The following is a 16,567-nucleotide window of genomic DNA, read 5'->3' as shown; positions in this document are numbered from 1 at the left end:
ATGAAAGTGCTTTTTACCACAGATCAGATATATAAACACGGCGGTATTGAAAAAGTGATGGCGCTCAAGGCCAATTATTTTGCCCGTACCTTAGGATATTCGGTTACTATATTAACTACTGAGCAAATGGGTAAAGCGCCCTGTTATCCCTTAGATCCATCGATATCTCTTATTGATTTAGAGCTCAATTATGTGCGCCATAAATCGTATTTTCATCCTGTCAATTTTTTTCGGGTGTTTACACATTATCGGCGGTGGCACAAAGCCCTGCAAACTTGTTCTCCCGATGTAGTGGTGGTTTGTAACTATGCTTTTGATTTTTTTTGGACCCCGTTTCGCGTTGGATCTCAGGTAAAAACCATTAAAGAATACCACTCTTCCCGCTTTTACTACCATCAAAGTCGCCAAAAGGCTTCAATTTTTCGTCGCTTATGGGATCGGTTTTATGGCTATTTTGAATCAAAATACACAAAAGTTGTGGTGTTGAATCCCGATGAAGTGGCGTTTTATCCCCAAGCTAAGACCGTAGTGATTCCGAATCCCATGGCACGTTTCCCTCAACAAGCGTCTCTCAAGGCTACAAAGGCCATAGCCGCGGGACGTATAGCTCCCGTGAAAGGTTTTGAACGTATGATTGCCCTGTGGCGTGACGTAGTGGTGCAGCATCCGGATTGGCAATTGGATATTTATGGCGAAGGAGAACCCGAGTATATCGCTCAGTTGCAGCAGTTGATTCAACACTATCAGCTGGATCAACATGTTTTTTTTAAAACCCCTGTTCCAAGTTTACAGCCGGTTTTATTGGACTATTCTTTTTATCTAATGACTTCTTGGACCGAGTGTTTTCCTATGGTTTTGCTGGAAGCATTAAGTGTCGGATTGCCCATTTTGGCTTACGATAGTCCCACAGGTCCGAGGCATATTGTTACACACAAGGAGGATGGATTTTTGGCTCCCGACGGCGATAGTGCTACTATGCTTAAAAATATTACTTTTGTGATTCACAATAGCCATGAACGGCAAGCTATGGGGGCTCGCGCCTACCAGCATAGTAGTCGTTTTGAATTGCCTGTTGTTATGGCATCTTGGCAAACTCTAATCGAAAAAAAAGGATAAATTCTTGAATACACTCGTCCCGTTACCGATATACACCGACCTGTTTTACCATTTTACATTGGTGATTTGTATTCTTGTGATTTTCAACTGTTTTACCCGGGATATAGCCTTAACTTCCAACCGAAAATTTATTTCAGGGATGGCTTTCCTCGTGTTTGGATTGGTGTTGTTGCACATGGGCTTACGTCCAGTCAACTACCGGTTTGGGGATATGATTCTCTACTACGCCGAGTTTGTAAACATTATGAATGGTAATCCCCCAAAGGGAAAAGTGGAGTATTTGTTTGAATCCATGATGGTTTTTTTCGCTGGTTTTCGGGCGCCCAATCTATTCTTTTTTACCTGCGCTGCCCTATATATTATCCCTTTATACATCGCGTGTAAACGTTTTTTTCAAGAGTATTGGGGCTATGCCTTTTTGATGTTGGTATTTTCATTTACGTTTTGGCCCTATGGGGTGAATGGGATTCGCAATGGCATCGCAGCTTCTCTTTTTTTACTGGGGTTGTCTGAACCCAAAACCTATCGAAAGTACATCTGGTTTATTATTGCCTTATTTTTTCATAAGTCCTTAATTTTACCTCTTATCGCATTTGTTGTAACGTCCTATTACCGAAACATTAAAATGTATTATGCCTTTTGGGTGCTTTCGATTCCCGTGTCCTTGGCGTTGGGAAGTGTATTAGAAGGATTTTTCCTGGGATTAGGTTTGAGTGAAGACCAACGTTTGAATGTGTATTTAGGAGAATTTAATCAAGCCAATGAAGGGGTGGAATTGAAAATAGGTTTTCGCTGGGATTTTATTCTATTTAGTGCCATGGCAGTTCTTTCGAGCGCTTATTTTATTTTTAAAGAAAAAATGCAAGATGCCGTATTTCAGCAACTCACATCGGTCTACTTGTTGGCAAACGGATTCTGGATTTTGATCATTCGTGCCAACTACTCCAATCGATTTGCCTATTTATCTTGGTTTATGATGGGGTTGTTGTTGGTTTATCCGTTGTTGAAATACCAATTTTATAAAAATCAAAATAGCGTTTTAGGCGCCATTATCCTTTTTTATTTTCTATTTGGGTATTTCTTAAATGTCGTTTTGGTATGAAAAAAACAATTACGGTATTTACGCCCACTTTCAATAGGGCCTACTGTTTGGGACAGCTTTATCAAAGTTTGTTGCGGCAAACAGCCTCCGATTTTTGTTGGCTCATCGTAGATGATGGTTCGTCAGATACTACGAAGGATTTAGTAGCGGGATGGATTGCCGAGCAAAAAATACCGATTACCTATCTTTATCAAACCAACCAAGGGATGCATGGAGCGCATAATACCGCTTATGCTCACATCGAAACACCCTATAATGTTTGTATTGATTCGGATGATTATATGCCCGATGATGCTATAGCTCAAATTTTAGCCCACCTTCCCCAACTCGAAGCGTCGGATTGTGCTGGGATGATTGGTTTGGATTGTGATCCCCAAGGGAAGCTCATCGGAACGGCTATTCCGGAGCATTGGGAGCGCGGCACCTTAAATGATTTGTATCGAAAAGGGGTTACTGGCGATAAAAAAGTGGTCTTAAAAACACAAGTGGCACGACAGTTTCCCCCATATCCTATCTATCCAGGTGAAAAGTTGGTCCCACTCGGAACACTTTACCTACAAATCGATCAGCACTATACTTGGTTGTACACGAATGCCATTTTATGTGTGGTCGAATACCAACCCGATGGATCTTCCAATACGATTCTGAGACAATATAAAGTGAGTCCCCGAGGCTTTGGCCACGCCCGATTACTCCGTTTACGCTATCCCGATTCGTTGGCCAACCATTTTAAACAAGCCATGCATTTGGTTTCCTCGGCTTTATTTTCTCGTGATTTTTCTCTTCTGACCAAGAGTTCTAGGCCAATACTGACATTTTTGGCCTTCCTTCCGGGTTGTGCTTTACATGCTTATATTCGTTTTAAAACCCGTTAACTATGCGCATTCTTCAAGTCATCAATGGATTGGGTACGGGAGGCGCGGAGAAGTTAGTCGTCGATATGATCATGGCACTTCAACAACGCGGGATAACCGTAGACCTTTTGTTGTTGAACGGCTCAGAAACGCCTTTTCTTACCCATTTACAATCGATGAGTAAAGGCAAGCTAATTGATTTGGGGCGGTCATCCGTATACCATCCGAAGTTGTTGTTTGCGCTTCGGCCCCATCTCAAAGCCTACGATGTTGTCCATGTGCATTTGTTTCCTGCGTTGTACTGGGCGGCTTTGGCAACGCTATTGCCCGGGACATTTCCACCTTTGGTATATACCGAACACAGCACACACAACAAGCGACGCGACCGTTGGTTGTTTAAACTCATTGACCGCTGGCTCTATGCGCGCTATCGAAGTGTTGTAGCCATAACTCCATTGGTGAAAACCAATTTACAAGCGCATTTGCAGTGGAATGCCGAACAGATTCAAGTCATTCCCAATGGTATTGACGGGAAAACATTGCGTCAAGCCAAGCCCTACTCCAAAGCCGATTTGGGACTTCCCGAAGACGCCCGTGTATTGCTTCATGTAGCTCGTTTTTATCCCCCAAAAGATCCCATAACCCTCATTTCATCGATGATGGCTTTGGATGCTTCGGTGCATTTACTGTTGGTGGGGGAGGGGCCTGATCGTGCAGCCGCTTCCGCTCATGCGGTTCAATGCGGAGTTGCTTCTCGTGTTCATTTTCTGGGGATTCGAACCGACATTCCCCAATTGTTGCAGTCGGCGGATATCGTTGTATTGAGTTCCCAATATGAAGGACTCTCTTTGGCTGCAATCGAAGGAATGGCCTCTGGGAAACCTTTTGTTGCGTCGGATGTGCCTGGAATTCGCGATTCTGTAGCGGGTGCGGGTGTCCTTTTTACCTATGGTGATGCCAATGATTTGGGGCAAAAACTCCAGCGATTGCTAGATGATGTTGCCTATCGGGAAACCATTGTTGCCCAGTGTTTAGCACGTGCCGCACAGTATGACAGTGCCCAAATGGTCGATCGTTACCTTGCTTTATACCAAAGTTTGTTATGAAAAAGCTCATTCGTATTACCACAGTGCCGCTTTCGTTGGACAAGCTCTTGGAGGGACAACTCCGTTATATGTCCGCGCATTATGAGGTTGTGGGAGTGTCTTCGGAGGCTTCCTATTTGGAGCGTGTTGCCAAACGCGAAGGGGTACGCTGCCATCCCGTTTCGATGACACGAAAAATAACCCCTTTTCAAGATTTGAAAGCGGTGTATCAATTGTATCGTTTTTTTCGAAAAGAAAAACCCTTTATCGTTCATACCCATACACCCAAAGCGGGATTGGTAGGCATGTTGGCCGCTCGGCTGGCCGGTGTTCCTCATCGGTTACATACGGTGGCCGGATTGCCTTTGTTGGAGGCTAACGGGATAAAGCGACTGATTTTGAATGCAGTAGAACGATTGACAGCATTTTGTGCCACCAAAGTCTATCCTAATTCCAAGGCTTTGTGTCAAATTATGATCCAAGAGCGTTTGGCCCCTGCCCAAAAATTGAGTGTGATTGGGGCTGGGAGTTCCAACGGAATTGCCACAGCCTATTTTTCAAGAGCTCATTTTTCAGCAGAAACATTAACTGAATTACGAGAAACCCTTGGGTTATCCTCGGCTTTTGTGTTTGTTTTTGTGGGGCGCCTTGTAGCCGACAAAGGGATTCATGAGTTGGTTGCTGCGTTTCAAGCCTTGCATGAAAAAGGTGTTGCTTGCCAATTGTTGTTGGTTGGACCCTTAGAATCTGAACTGGATCCGTTGCAAGCAACCACTTTGGAAGTGATTGCAGAACATCCCCATATTTTTACTACCGGGTATCAAAACGATGTCCGTCCTTATTTTGCTATAGCCGATGCTCTAGTATTTCCCAGTTATCGCGAGGGTTTTCCGAATGTGGTATTACAAGCGGGAGCGATGGAGTTGCCATCGATTGTGAGTGATATCAACGGCTGTAACGAGATTATTGAACACGGCGTCAACGGTTTGATCGTTCCTGTAAAATCCGTACAACCGTTGTTTGAGGCTATGTATACTTTGGTCACAGATTTGGATTTACGAAATCAAATGCAAGCGAATGCCCGCAGCTCGATCACTCAACGCTATGAACAGCAAGTAATTTGGGAAGCCATTTTGGAAGAATATCGTACCTTTGACCGTGATGAATAAGGCATACCAACATCTCATAAAACCTTTTTTCGATCGACTGTTTGCTGCATTTGGACTGTTGATAGCCCTTCCTATTTTGCTTTTGGTGACCTTTTGTTTGGCTTGGGTAAATCAGGGTAAACCTTTTTTTATACAGGCGCGTCCTGGGAAAAACGGAAAGATTTTTCGTATTTACAAATTCAAAACCATGAACGACCGTAAAGATGCAGAGGGGAAGCTCTTGCCCGATGCCGATCGGTTAACTCGCGTGGGTGCCATGGTTCGAAAAACTTCTTTGGATGAGTTGCCCCAACTGTGGAATGTGTTGAAAGGCGACATGAGTTTTGTAGGACCACGGCCTTTGCTCACCCATTACCTCCATTTGTATGATGCTTTTCAAAATCGTCGGCATGAAGTAAAGCCGGGGATCACGGGTTGGGCTCAAGTCAACGGACGAAACGCCATCTCATGGGACCAGAAGTTTGCTTACGATGTTTGGTATGTTGATCATATTTCCTTTTTTTTGGATCTAAAAATTTTAATGAAAACCGTCAAAAAAGTCCTCATTCGTGAGGGAATCAATGCGGCAGATTCCGCTTCAATAGAACCGTTTCATGGAAACTAAAGTACTTTTATATGGGGCCAGCGGGCATGGCAAAGTGGTGTTGGATATTCTCCAAGCCCAAGGCATCGTGGTCAATTGTATTTGTGATGATCGTCCTAAATTTCCACACATTCATGGTGTTTCCGTGGTGTCTACGGAGGAAGTTGATTGGAAACAAAACTATGTGATGCTTTTTTCGATCGGGAACAATGCTATTCGAGCTGCTTTGGCCCAACGGTTTGCGGGACCCTACATAACGGCTGTTCATCCCCAAGCGGTTATTTCCCCACGTGCTACTCTAGGAGAGGGGACGGTGGTCATGGCTGGCGTGGTGATCAATACCGATGCGCGTGTGGGAGTACATAGCATTATCAATACGGGGGCGACCTTAGACCATGATTGTGTGGTGGGCGACTTTGTACATATTTCGCCGGGGGTAGCTTTGGCGGGTAACGTGACTATTGGTTCGGGCACACATGTCGGAATAGGGGCTTGTGTAATTCAAGGAGTGACTATTGGTAAAGGATGTACCATTGGTGCTGGTGCGGTCATCATTCGCGATGTACCTGATGGTGCTGTGGTCGTAGGGAATCCAGGTAAAATAATAAAATACACTAAGGCACATGAATAATACAAAAATATGGTTGTCCTCGCCCCACATGGGTGGCAACGAGCAAAAATATGTCCAAGAAGCTTTTGATACCAATTGGGTCGCCCCCTTAGGTCCGAATGTAAGCGGTTTTGAATCGGATTTAGAGCAGTATTTGGGTGGTCACTATCCCGTGGCGGCACTGAGTTCGGGTACAGCGGCGTTACATTTGGCATTGATTATGGCTGGGGTTACTACAGGTGATGAGGTGATTTGCCAATCGATGACGTTTTCGGCTTCAGCCAATCCTATTGTGTATTTAGGTGCTACTCCGATTTTTGTGGATTCAGAACCAGTAACATGGAATATTTGTCCCCAAGCTTTGGAAGAGGCGATTAAAGATCGAATGGCGAAAGGGAAAAAACCCAAAGCCATCATCGCGGTACACTTATACGGAATGCCCTTTCAAGTAGAAGCGGTTGTAGCCTTGGCGCGCGCCTACGATATCCCATTGATTGAGGATAGTGCTGAGGCGTTGGGCAGTCACTACAAGGGGCAGTTTTGTGGAACGTTTGGTGATTTTGGTGTATTATCTTTTAATGGGAACAAAATCATCACTACTTCTGGTGGCGGGGCGTTGGTTTGCCGCACCACAGCCCAAAAAGACCATGCCGTTTTTTTGGCGACACAGGCCCGCGACGCCGCACCGCATTATCAGCACAGTCATATTGGGTATAATTACCGTTTGAGTAACATTTGTGCGGGAATTGGTCGGGGACAAATGGAGGTTTTGAATAGCCATATTGCCTTACGCCGTAAGATGAATGAATTTTATACGAATTTGTTTGAGTCCAAAGCGGGTGTTCGCGTTTTTCAAGAGCCGAGTGCGGATTATTTTTGTAACTTTTGGTTAACGGCTATAGTGGTTGATTCTGCGCAATGTCAAGGAAAAAACCGCGAAGATTTGCGTTTGGCCCTTGAGGCGGCGAATATAGAAAGTCGTCCTTTGTGGAAACCCATGCATTTGCAACCCGTATTTGCTTCGGCTCCGTATTATGGGGGGAAAGTTGCGGAACAATTGTTTGACGATGGACTGTGTTTGCCTTCAGGGTCTAATCTCACCGACAACGATTGCGAACGCATTACTCGAGTAATAAATTCTTTTTAGTTTTTTTTAAGAATTAAATTTCCCTAACTTTACCTCAATAATTAGGTTGAATTGGAGGATAAGGATAGACATAATTATTTTGCCCTATTTCGAAGAACGTTTACGGATATTAATACGTCGTTTTCTTTTCGGAACCTAGGGTATTTGCCACGTTGGCTCATTTTATTGTTGGATGTGTGTATTGTTTCACTCTCCAGTATCATTACCTATTTTTTATTCAAAGGGCTTCGTTTGTCGTATGTTCCCGACAATTCCCTTTCCTTTGCCTTCGTATTTTATGTACTGATCAATGTATTTTTCTTTTGGTTATACCGCACCTATTCAGGGATTATTCGCCATTCTTCGTTAATTGATGCGTTAAAATTATTCTTTTCACAGTTGTCAACCTTTATTGCGATTTTGGTTTTCAATTTTATTGTGATTGTATTCTCTAACGCCAAAGTGTATCTAACGACCGGCGCCTTTATCAACGCGGTGTTATCCTTTAGTTTTTTGTTTTTTTACCGTTTGGTCGTGAAGCAAATTTTTGATCGAATGTTTACGTCTACAAACGATGAGCATCGCATCTCTGCTATCATTTACGGGTCGGATGCCAATGCTATTGCTGTAGCTAATGCCTTACTTTCGGAACGCCCGGGTCGCTTTAAGTTGTATGGATTTATCGACAAAGACAATCAAAATTTTACAAAACGAATTTTAAATCTTCCTATTTTTCAAATCCGTAAAAGTGTTCCTGTATTGCTCCGTTCCAAAGGGGTAGAAGCGTTGATCATTGCCGATCGATCGCTGACCAAAGAGGAGCGTTCGATTATTGTGGACGAATGTATTGAGTACGGATTTAAAGTGTATACGTTGCCCGTTGTTGCGGATTGGGACGATCAAAAAGAAATTTCAAAGAAGATTAAGAATTTTGAAATTCACGATTTATTGGAGCGTAAGCCAATTACGTTGGATACCCAACTGATTTCGGAATATTTGCAGGAAAAAACGATATTGGTAACGGGCGCTGCCGGTTCAATTGGAAGCGAGATCGTTCGTCAAGTCCTTTTATTCCAGCCCAAACGCATTATTTTGTTGGATCAAGCCGAGACTCCGTTGCATTCCCTTTCCTTGGAAATATCGGGAAGAGATTCGGATGTTGAATTGATTGATGTAGTGGGTGATGTGCGGGATTATGCCTTTATGGAAACGGTTTTCAAATCGTATCTCCCCGATGTGGTGTATCACGCAGCTGCCTATAAACATGTGCCCTTAATGGAAATCAATCCCGCCCAAGCGGTCTTTACCAATGTGTTGGGCACGCGAAATGTAGCCGATTTATCCAACCAGTATCATGTGGATCGTTTTGTGATGGTTTCAACCGACAAAGCGGTAAATCCCAGTAGTGTAATGGGAGCCAGTAAGCGCATAGCCGAAATGTATGTTCAAGCCAAGCATTTTAAACACCAACGGCAAAACAGTACACGATTTACCCGATTTATTACCACTCGCTTTGGAAATGTATTGGGATCCAACGGCTCGGTAGTACCTCTTTTTACAAAACAAATCCAAGAGGGAGGTCCTATTACCATAACCCATCCGGAAATTATTCGCTATTTTATGACCATACCCGAAGCGTGTCAGTTGGTCTTGGAGGCGGGTTCCATGGGGAAAGGAGGGGAGATTTTCATCTTTGATATGGGCAAACCGGTCAAGATTATTGATTTGGCCCGAAAAATGATTCGTTTGGCAGGATTTGTGCCCGAAAAAGATATTGCCATCAAGATCGTAGGCCTTCGTCCTGGAGAGAAATTGTATGAAGAGTTACTGAATGATTCGGCCAAAAATTTACCTACCCACCATGAAAAAATTATGATTGCTGTGGAGAATAGCGCCGATTTTGAAGAAGTAAGTCACCAAGTGGATGTTTTAATTACCACTGCCCGAACAGGAGCCTATGAAGCTACCGTTTCTCAAATGAAAGCGTTGGTACCAGATTTTAAAAGCTTAAATTCGGTTTACGAAAAATTGGATAGTACCTCTCACTAAGTAGCTTTGGGAATAAACACTATATTTGCAACTCATTACGAATACTATGAAGAAAATTTCCTTACTTTTTTTGTTGCTTTTGGCCCTTACTCAAGTGTCTTGTGTCTCCAAGAAAAAGTATTATTATCTGCAAGGCGATTACAATATGGGTAATGCAGCAGCAAACTATGAGCCTATCATTCAAAAAGATGATCGGATTTCCATCGTGGTGATGACCTATCAGCGCGAACTTTCTGAACCTTTCAATTTAAGTATGGGAGGAAATGGTAATGTAGGCGGAGGAAATATCATGAACAATCCCAATGCTGGGTATTTGGTAGATAGTGAAGGGACCATCGATTTTCCTACATTAGGTAAATTATCCGTAGCGGGGTATACAATTGAGCAATTGCGGTTAATGTTGACCGATAAGTTGAAAGCCTATTTGGTCGATCCCATCATCAACATTCGTATTCTCAACTTTAAAGTTACCGTTTTGGGAGCCGTCCTAAATCCTGGAGTGAAATCATTTAATACCAATCGAGTGACGATATTAGATGTCTTGGCCGAATCCGGGGATGTATCTCCTTTTGGACGCCGTCAAGAGGTGCTAATCATTCGTGACTATCAAGGGGTAAAATCATTTAATACCATTGATTTGACCAAAGCAGACTTGGTGAACTCTCCTTTTTTCTATATGGATCAAAACGATGTGGTTTATGTGCGAGAGCGGAAGGCCAAAATTGACGCCACAGCCTTGCCGAATTTACCTATCATTGTTTCCTCCATTAGTTTTTTAACTACGATGATTTTGTTACTTACCCGATAATTAAACTATGCAACAACCCCTTTTACAAAATACGACAACTCCAAGCGACACTAAATCAGACGATTTTAATATCAAAGACTTACTCTTTCGTTACCTCATTTATTGGAAATGGTTTGTATTATCGGTGATTATATGTTCTGCTTTGGCATATCTTTTTTTGAGGTATAAAGAGGTTTACTATGGTGTTAATGCTGCCATTTTGATAAAGGATGAGAAGAAAGGGGGAACTAGCGAATTTTCAGCGTTTAGCGATTTAAACATTTTTGCGGGTAAAAACAATATTGAAAATGAGATTGCAATTTTAAAGTCGCGTGGAATTTCTCAAAATGTTGTCAAAAAACTTGATCTGGATATCAGTTATTTCAGCGAAGGCCGGGTGGTCGCTAAAGAATTGTACCGGGATTCCCCCATTAAAATGGTTTTTGTCAAGAAGAATGAATCCTATGATGCTCGTTCACAATCGTGGCGTGTTCGCGTTTTGGATTCCAAGACTTTTGAACTATCGCAACCCGACTTATCCCAGTCCCAACGGTACCGCTTCGGACAGTTGATTCCTTCTCCAATTGGCACTTTTTTCATTCAAATTAAATCGTTTCCTGTCAACAAGCCGATGTCTGATATTCTTATTGTTAAAAGTTCGGTAGAGGCCAAAGCCAATGCATTACGCGCTAGTCTTGGTGTCATGAGTCAGGAGAAAACGAATATCGTAAATTTGAGTTTCACCGATCTAACCCAAGAGCGTGGGTTGGACTATCTCAATGGACTCATTGAGCAATACAATGAAGATGCCGTTCGTGACCGAAATCAAGTGGCCGAATTTACAAAAGAATTCATCAATAGACGATTAGAAATCATTACTAAAGAATTGGGGGGCGTTGAGGGCGATGCAGAGGTCTTTAAAAAACAACGGGGACTAACTACCTTAGAAGCTGATGCCGGATTGAGTTTAACCTCAAAAACAGAATATAATAAATCTGTATTAGCGATTGAAACGGAACTAAAAGTCAGTGACTTCTTGCTGGAAGAAGTTCGAAAAATTAAAAAGGGGATGTTAATTCCAACCAATGTGGTGACTGCTTCCCCCTCGATTGTTTCGTTTATTACCAAGTACAATGAATCGGAGCTCAACCGTAAAACGTTTTTGATCAGTGGGACTGAAAATAACCCACGTGTTAAGCAAATTGAGCGCGAATTAGAGGATATTAAGCAAAGTGTAATCAGTAGTATTATCAGCCACCAACGCGATTTACGCATAAAAAAGAACGATTTATTAAATCAACGCGCGCTTTACGAAGGAAAGGTATACAATGTTCCCACTAATGAGCGTTTTTACAATGAAATAGCCCGTCAGCAAAAAATTAAGGAAACACTCTATTTATATTTACTCCAAAAACGTGAGGAAACTGAAATCTCTTTAGCGGTTACCTCTCCCAAAGCCAAAATTATTGATGCCGCCTATCTAACTGGGCCGATTTCTATCAAATCTTCCTTAGTTTATTTCATCGCTTTTGTATTAGGTTTGGCACTGCCCATCGGATTTTTGACCTTACTTTTTGCTTTAGACACCAAAATCAAAAGCCGTATGGACGTGGAAGGAAAAGTATCTGTGCCCTACTTGGGCGATATACCACGTTCGGATAATAGTGAAGAACTTATCGACTCCAACAGCCGCTCTAGTTCGGCAGAAGCAGTTCGAATGATTCGGACCAATTTGGAGTTTGTGCTCTCCGAAGTGCAGCCTGGACGTTGTAAAACGATTTTTGTGACTTCCTCGATACCCAAAGAAGGGAAGACGTTTATAGCGATAAACTTGGCTACAACCATTGCCCTCTCTGGGAAAAAAGTATTGGTGATTGGATTGGATATTCGAAATCCAAAATTGGATGTGTATATCAATCTTCCCGCTAAAGGACTTACCAATTTCTTGTCCAAAACGGGTGAATCCATTCACGATTATATTATCAAAGTCAAAGGCTACGAAAATTTCTATGCCCTTCCTTCTGGGGTTATTCCGCCCAATCCTGTGGAGCTTTTGATGAATGACAAAATCAATCGCCTTTTTGATGAGTTGAAAACGGAGTTTGATTATATCATTGTCGATACCGCTCCAGTGAGTGTGGTTACCGATACCTTCTTGATTTCACACAATGCCGATGCCTTTATCTATGTAATGCGTGCCAATTACTTAGACAAACGCATGTTGCGTTTTGTGGAAACTATATACAAAGACCGCAAATTGCCCAATATGGCTCTAGTGTTGAATGATACCGATATTCAACGTTCCTACGGCTATGGTTATGGCTACGGTTACGGCTATGGTTACGGCTACGGTTATGGTTACGGTTATGGCTATGGGGTAGAAGAAAAGAAACTCACCCTTACCGATAGGATTCTTCGTTTTTTTAAGAAGTAATTTTAGCTTATTTCGTATAAAAATCCACGTTTTTTTGGAGTAATTCCACGACTGCTTTTTCGTTTTTTACGGCCAAAGGTTGGCTTAAGGCTTGCACATGCTTTTCATGGTGTACATCAGTTCCTGAGTAGTCGTAAAGTCCTTCGTTCAATAACAATGCTGCCGTTTTGAGCACAGGCCAGCCGTAATATCCCGTAAGTGCGGGAAGATTCAATTGAAACAAACATCCTGCTTTTTTAAGACGTCGGTACTCCTCCATTTTTCCATGATAAAAATTATAGCGTTCGGGATGTGCTAAAACCGGACGATAGCCTTCGACTTGAAGTTCAAACAGCCAATCGTATAACGCCAGTGGGGGTTGTTGGTAGGACATTTCCACCAATACCAAATTTTCTTTCAGGGTACAAAGAGGACCTTCCTGTAATTTTTGGGTAAATTCGGCATCAAGCATGTACTCGGCTGCCCAATGTAACGAACTCGATTCCAATGCGATATGGTCTGAAAACGACTGCGCTAAGGGTTCGATGGTAGCGCGATTATTATGCCAAACTCCTGCCATGATATGGGGGGTGGCCGTAAAATGATGAATTCCCAGTGCTTTCAATTCGGCACATCGCATTTGCGTCTCTTCCCACGAAGCACACCCGTCGTCAATTCCGGGAAGTAAATGCGAATGGATGTCGACATAACCTTCAGGAATTAAGCGGCTTAGTATAGGTTTTTGTTTCGTAAAGAACCACATGAAATTATCCGTTTTAAAAGCGGGGTAAAGGTAACTAATTCGTGATTTAGTTTTATATTTGCCCGACAAATAACCCAACCCTTGTGAGTCAAAATACACGTCCACATAACGATAACGAAGCCTGGGATCTCATCATCAAAGGGAAACAAGGCATCTTTGCGCTCCACCTCAAGGATTTATGGCGGTACCGTGATTTGCTTTTCATGTTTGTAAAACGCGATTTCGTAAGTTTTTACAAACAAACCATCTTGGGGCCGTTGTGGTTTTTTATCCAACCTCTTTTTACGACCCTTGTTTTTACTTTCGTATTTGGGAATCTGGCGGGAATCAGTGCCGACGGGTTACCGCATCAGCTCTTTTACTTGTGCGGGATCACAGCTTGGAATTATTTTGCCGATTGCTTGACCAAAACCAGTACCGTGTTTAAAGACAATACCAATATTTTTGGCAAAGTCTACTTCCCGCGGTTGATTATGCCCTTGAGTATCGTTGTGAGTAATCTGGTACGGTTTGGAGTGCAATTATTATTGCTCATTGCCATGATGGGTTATTTTTCGTTATATCCCATGCCCAACACTTCGTTTCAACTCACGGAAGGTATCTTTCTATTTCCTTTTTTGGTGGTATTGATGGCGCTTTTGGGACTCGGATTAGGGCTAATTATCACCGCAATTACCACCAAATACAAGGATCTTACTTTTTTGGTGACGTTTGGGGTGCAACTTATGATGTATGCTACTTCGGTGATTTATCCGTTGAGTTATATCCAACCCGAATATAAAAAGTGGATTGCGTGGAATCCGATGACGACCATCATCGAGGCGTTTCGCTATGCCTTTTTAGGAAAAGGAGAATTTACCACCTACAGTTTATTGTATACCACGGGCGTCACTTTTGTCGTGTTGTTTTTGGGAATTTTGATTTTTAACAAAACCGAACGCACGTTCGTCGATACCATCTGATGCCACGCACTGTTATAGAAGTTCACCAGCTTTCCAAAGCTTATCAAATCGGACAAATCGGTACTGGTACCATTTCCCGTGACCTGGAGCGATTTGTGGTGACAAAAATTTTACGTCGTGACGACCCCTTTTTGAAAGTGGGTGAGGTAAATGATCGAACGGTAAAGTCCGATTCAGATATCGTTTGGTCTTTGCGCGATATCAATTTTGATGTACAAGAAGGCAATGCCGTGGGGATTATAGGTAAAAATGGCGCTGGAAAAAGTACCTTGCTCAAACTCTTGTCCCGTGTTACCGCACCTACCACAGGCGAAATTCGAATCAAAGGCCGAATCGCTAGTTTACTCGAAGTGGGTACCGGATTTCATCCCGAATTGACGGGCCGCGAAAATATTTATTTAAACGGCGCGATTTTGGGGATGCGCAAAAAAGAAATCGACCGTAAAATCGATGAAATTATTGCTTTCTCGGGTTGTGAACGTTATATCGATACTCCCGTAAAGCGCTACAGTAGCGGTATGACCGTTCGCTTGGCTTTTGCCGTAGCAGCGCATCTCGAACCTGAAATTTTGGTGGTAGATGAAGTTTTGGCTGTCGGAGATGCCGAATTTCAAAAAAAAGCCATTGGTAAAATGCAAGACATTTCCAAAGGCGAAGGCCGCACCGTTTTGTTTGTCAGTCACGATATGACCGCCATTCATGCCTTAACGGATTCGGTTATCATTTTGAAAAATGGCGAATGCTCCGATCGGATGCCCACCGACGAAGGAATTCAACAGTATTTGGCGTCTAATTTGTCGCAAAGTAGTGGCAAGCTTATTCGTAAATCGGATGGCGATTTATACGTCGAACGCTTTTTGATCAATAGCGATGAGGTCAATTATACGCAAATCCCTTCTGGCGACCCGCTGCGCATGCAGTTTTTTTTGAACAAACCCATTACCGCACAAGAAGCTTCGTCTTTAGCATTTTATGTGGTCTTTCGTAACGAACTCAATTATCCCGTATTTACCGTTTCCAATCGGTACGATGCCCACGCCCAAGTCTCCGATTCGGGTCAGGTGCAATCTATAGAATGCCTTGTGCCCGCTATGGCCTTGGCGGAAGGAAAATATACGGCCAAAACCTGGATGGCTTTCAAAGGTGGGTTTTGTGACGAAATTACCGATGCGTTTGAAGTAGACGTGTTGGCTTCCAACTTTTACCATACCGGTCAAATGCCCATTGCGCGCAAGCACGGTGCCTTTTTGTTAAATCAAAATTGGACGTTGAAATGATAGCGAACAAAATTCGAGAATTCATCTATCGCCGTTATAACATAAGCTTTTCTAAGGCAGGCGAGGACATGCAATTGATGAAATTAATCATTCATCGTACGCCCGGCGTTTATGTCGACATCGGTTGTTGGCATCCTGTTAAAGCCTCCAATACGTATTTGTTTTATATTCACGGATGGAAAGGCATTTGCATCGATCCCAATCCCGAACTGCGTCCTTTGTACCAAAAGTTTCGTCCCACCGATATTTTTGAAAATTGTGCCTTAGGTTCCCAAGACCTCAATTTAAAATATTATATGCTTCCCGATAGTTCGATGAACACCTTGGATTATGGGTTTATCGAAAAACGGGAATTGCAATCGCAAATTCAGCAAGTACTCGACGTTCCGACCATTCCTTTGGCCACTATTTTGGAACGCCATTTGCAGCCAGGCGATCGGTTGGATTTCTTTGATGTAGATGTGGAAGGCTATGATTTGGAAGTGTTGAAAACCAATGATTGGGAGCGATTTCGTCCACGGTTTTTGGTGGTAGAATCTGATTTACCCCTAAAAGAAGACTTGGTTTCGGAAATGCACGATTATCTCGTTTCGGTAGGATACACCATCATCGGTAAAGTGGTCACCAAAGGAAACCTCGGCAATACCTTCTATATCGACAACCGTTTGTAA

General features: G+C 42.8%; 15 protein-coding genes. 14 read left to right on the top strand and 1 reads right to left on the bottom strand.

Annotated features, from left to right (window positions below; translation table 11 throughout):
* The 11 genes from BUC17_RS10375 (at nt 1) to BUC17_RS10325 (ending at nt 12,915) form a co-directional block, all read left to right on the top strand.
* Nucleotides 1–1,116 (top strand): glycosyltransferase family 4 protein, encoded by a 1,116-nt coding sequence (locus BUC17_RS10375; protein ID WP_073364041.1) that lies wholly within the window; start codon nt 1–3, stop codon nt 1,114–1,116.
* Between the two features lie 4 nt (nt 1,117–1,120).
* A complete protein-coding gene (locus BUC17_RS10370) occupies nt 1,121–2,218 on the top strand; it encodes an EpsG family protein (protein WP_073364039.1) in 1,098 nt (365 codons plus the stop codon).
* Nucleotides 2,215–3,093: a glycosyltransferase family 2 protein gene (locus BUC17_RS10365; protein ID WP_073364036.1), complete on the top strand. Its 879-nt coding sequence runs from the start codon at nt 2,215–2,217 to the stop codon at nt 3,091–3,093. Before BUC17_RS10370 ends, BUC17_RS10365 begins: the two co-directional genes overlap by 4 nt.
* A gap of 2 nt (nt 3,094–3,095) precedes the next feature.
* Complete coding sequence (locus tag BUC17_RS10360) at nt 3,096–4,178, top strand: glycosyltransferase (RefSeq protein WP_073364032.1); 1,083 nt, start codon at nt 3,096–3,098, stop codon at nt 4,176–4,178.
* The gene (locus BUC17_RS10355; protein ID WP_073364030.1) at nt 4,175–5,326 is read left to right on the top strand and encodes a glycosyltransferase family 4 protein; all 1,152 of its coding nucleotides are present in this window, start codon (nt 4,175–4,177) and stop codon (nt 5,324–5,326) included. The genes BUC17_RS10360 and BUC17_RS10355 overlap by 4 nt, the downstream gene beginning before the upstream one ends.
* Nucleotides 5,319–5,930, top strand: a complete 612-nt coding sequence (locus BUC17_RS10350; protein WP_073364028.1) for a sugar transferase — start codon at nt 5,319–5,321, stop codon at nt 5,928–5,930. The genes BUC17_RS10355 and BUC17_RS10350 overlap by 8 nt, the downstream gene beginning before the upstream one ends.
* Nucleotides 5,920–6,540 carry an acetyltransferase gene (locus BUC17_RS10345; protein ID WP_073364026.1) on the top strand — a complete coding sequence of 207 codons (621 nt, stop codon included), beginning with the start codon at nt 5,920–5,922 and terminating at the stop codon, nt 6,538–6,540. Before BUC17_RS10350 ends, BUC17_RS10345 begins: the two co-directional genes overlap by 11 nt.
* A complete protein-coding gene (locus BUC17_RS10340; RefSeq protein ID WP_073364024.1) occupies nt 6,533–7,666 on the top strand; it encodes a DegT/DnrJ/EryC1/StrS family aminotransferase in 1,134 nt (377 codons plus the stop codon). Before BUC17_RS10345 ends, BUC17_RS10340 begins: the two co-directional genes overlap by 8 nt.
* A 144-nt stretch (nt 7,667–7,810) precedes the next feature.
* Entirely contained in the window at nt 7,811–9,694 is a 1,884-nt protein-coding gene (locus tag BUC17_RS10335) for a polysaccharide biosynthesis protein (protein ID WP_234977705.1), read from the top strand.
* A 46-nt stretch (nt 9,695–9,740) separates the two neighbouring features.
* A complete protein-coding gene (locus BUC17_RS10330; protein WP_073364023.1) occupies nt 9,741–10,502 on the top strand; it encodes a polysaccharide biosynthesis/export family protein in 762 nt (253 codons plus the stop codon).
* Nucleotides 10,503–10,509: 7 nt separating this feature from the next.
* Nucleotides 10,510–12,915 (top strand): GumC family protein, encoded by a 2,406-nt coding sequence (locus BUC17_RS10325; protein ID WP_073364021.1) that lies wholly within the window; start codon nt 10,510–10,512, stop codon nt 12,913–12,915.
* Nucleotides 12,916–12,922: 7 nt separating this feature from the next.
* On the opposite strand, the gene BUC17_RS10320 is transcribed toward BUC17_RS10325, so the two are convergent.
* Nucleotides 12,923–13,657: a tyrosine-protein phosphatase gene (locus BUC17_RS10320; RefSeq protein WP_073364093.1), complete on the bottom strand. Its 735-nt coding sequence runs from the start codon at nt 13,655–13,657 to the stop codon at nt 12,923–12,925.
* Nucleotides 13,658–13,740: 83 nt separating this feature from the next.
* Here BUC17_RS10320 and BUC17_RS10315 point away from each other — a divergent pair, with 83 nt between their 5' ends.
* From BUC17_RS10315 to BUC17_RS10305, 3 genes are read left to right on the top strand one after another with little or no spacing between them, the layout of a single operon-like run.
* A complete protein-coding gene (locus tag BUC17_RS10315) occupies nt 13,741–14,619 on the top strand; it encodes an ABC transporter permease (protein WP_073364019.1) in 879 nt (292 codons plus the stop codon).
* Nucleotides 14,619–15,896 (top strand): ABC transporter ATP-binding protein, encoded by a 1,278-nt coding sequence (locus BUC17_RS10310; RefSeq protein WP_073364017.1) that lies wholly within the window; start codon nt 14,619–14,621, stop codon nt 15,894–15,896. Before BUC17_RS10315 ends, BUC17_RS10310 begins: the two co-directional genes overlap by 1 nt.
* A complete protein-coding gene (locus BUC17_RS10305) occupies nt 15,893–16,567 on the top strand; it encodes an FkbM family methyltransferase (RefSeq protein WP_073364016.1) in 675 nt (224 codons plus the stop codon). The genes BUC17_RS10310 and BUC17_RS10305 overlap by 4 nt, the downstream gene beginning before the upstream one ends.

It is taken from the genome of Flavobacterium fontis, from assembly GCF_900129405.1.
In the GTDB taxonomy this organism is placed as follows: Bacteria; Bacteroidota; Bacteroidia; order Flavobacteriales; family Flavobacteriaceae; genus Flavobacterium; species Flavobacterium fontis.
This window is presented reverse-complemented; position numbering and strand designations above follow the sequence as displayed.

Bases quoted from the DNA above. Each gene is read 5' to 3' on its own strand.
- BUC17_RS10310 (WP_073364017.1), top strand. From the start codon at position 14,619: ATGCCACGCACTGTTATAGAAGTTCACCAGCTTTCCAAAGCTTATCAA.
- BUC17_RS10340 (WP_073364024.1), top strand. From the start codon at position 6,533: ATGAATAATACAAAAATATGGTTGTCCTCGCCCCACATGGGTGGCAAC.
- BUC17_RS10350 (WP_073364028.1), top strand. From the start codon at position 5,319: ATGAATAAGGCATACCAACATCTCATAAAACCTTTTTTCGATCGACTG.
- BUC17_RS10325 (WP_073364021.1), top strand. From the start codon at position 10,510: ATGCAACAACCCCTTTTACAAAATACGACAACTCCAAGCGACACTAAA.
- BUC17_RS10355 (WP_073364030.1), top strand. From the start codon at position 4,175: ATGAAAAAGCTCATTCGTATTACCACAGTGCCGCTTTCGTTGGACAAG.
- BUC17_RS10365 (WP_073364036.1), top strand. From the start codon at position 2,215: ATGAAAAAAACAATTACGGTATTTACGCCCACTTTCAATAGGGCCTAC.
- BUC17_RS10330 (WP_073364023.1), top strand. From the start codon at position 9,741: ATGAAGAAAATTTCCTTACTTTTTTTGTTGCTTTTGGCCCTTACTCAA.
- BUC17_RS10360 (WP_073364032.1), top strand. From the start codon at position 3,096: ATGCGCATTCTTCAAGTCATCAATGGATTGGGTACGGGAGGCGCGGAG.
- BUC17_RS10375 (WP_073364041.1), top strand. From the start codon at position 1: ATGAAAGTGCTTTTTACCACAGATCAGATATATAAACACGGCGGTATT.
- BUC17_RS10305 (WP_073364016.1), top strand. From the start codon at position 15,893: ATGATAGCGAACAAAATTCGAGAATTCATCTATCGCCGTTATAACATA.
- BUC17_RS10320 (WP_073364093.1), bottom strand. From the start codon at position 13,657: ATGTGGTTCTTTACGAAACAAAAACCTATACTAAGCCGCTTAATTCCT.
- BUC17_RS10345 (WP_073364026.1), top strand. From the start codon at position 5,920: ATGGAAACTAAAGTACTTTTATATGGGGCCAGCGGGCATGGCAAAGTG.